1 protein-coding gene is annotated in these 1,036 nt (G+C 40.7%); it reads left to right on the forward strand.

The genetic code is table 11. The features are described 5' to 3' along the window. Positions 1-352: glycosyltransferase (locus tag AC1DSG_RS31355; RefSeq protein WP_477794322.1), on the forward strand; the 352-nt coding region annotated here is incomplete at its 5' end. Positions 353-1,036: the final 684 nt, after the last annotated feature.

Consider the following 1,036-nt stretch of genomic DNA (forward strand, 5'->3'; position numbering starts at 1 on the left):
GACTGGTGATGTCAAATGGGGCGCCTTTTACGCCGCTGAGGCCTTTTGTTTGCCTTCTCATCAAGAGAATTTCGGTATCGTCGTTGCCGAGGCGCTGGCCTGCCGCAAGCCAGTTCTAATAAGCAATAAAGTTAACATCTGGCGTGAAATAGAATCAGATTCAGCTGGCTTTGTAGATGAAGATACGATCGACGGTACAGTTAATAACCTGAAGCGCTGGTTATCATTAGATGCAGAAGGTTATTCACAAATGACTGAGAGAGCTAGACAGTGCTTTCTGCATCGGTTCCACATTAGCCGCGCAACTGAGCGTTTGATTGAAATTATTAGCAACGATCGCGTCAATAGTTGAGCGTGCTATGCCCTTCCTAAAAGCTCCAAATTCCAGTAATTAGATACCAATTTTATCAGCTCGTTGCGATATTGTAGCTCGCCTCAATCGCTCACATGTAAGAGAGTTGGAATGGTCACTGTTTCTTTAAAAGAAAATAAATCTCCCATTTCAAAAAAACAAAGTTGCGCGGGTGCCTTGGTGGTGCTTTATTCTCTCTAACTCGTTACTGGGCGTTAAATCGGCTCAGACTTTTTATACTATAGTTTTTTCGTGGGGAAAAATAAATTTAGCGATTATCAAATAAGATTTTTGTTTTTTTCACTTTATTATGTTTTTTGCTAAATATGGCTATTCTCGAGCATTACATTTCGATAACTCACTCTCAAATCGGCCCGGAATATATACAGAAAACAATTACAAACTAATCCTCCTGATACTGATCTACTACCTGGCAAGTTCATCCCTAGAAAAAATACCGAGCAACTAGCTTCCTTCTACTTGCTTTTTGTTGTCATCATCTCCGGATCTAGATCCGCACTTTTAACCTTATCAGTGGTTTACCTTGCAGTTTTTATAAACAAAATAAACCACAGAATAATTATCTCCGCAGTTGCATTTACTTGCGCTTGCTTTGGCTTACACCTACCCACAGGGCACACTTACAAAACGCCAACCATCGATTGCTCAGTAACACTCTTGCTG

The sequence above is a fragment of the Pseudomonas sp. P5_A12 genome (assembly GCF_056400685.1).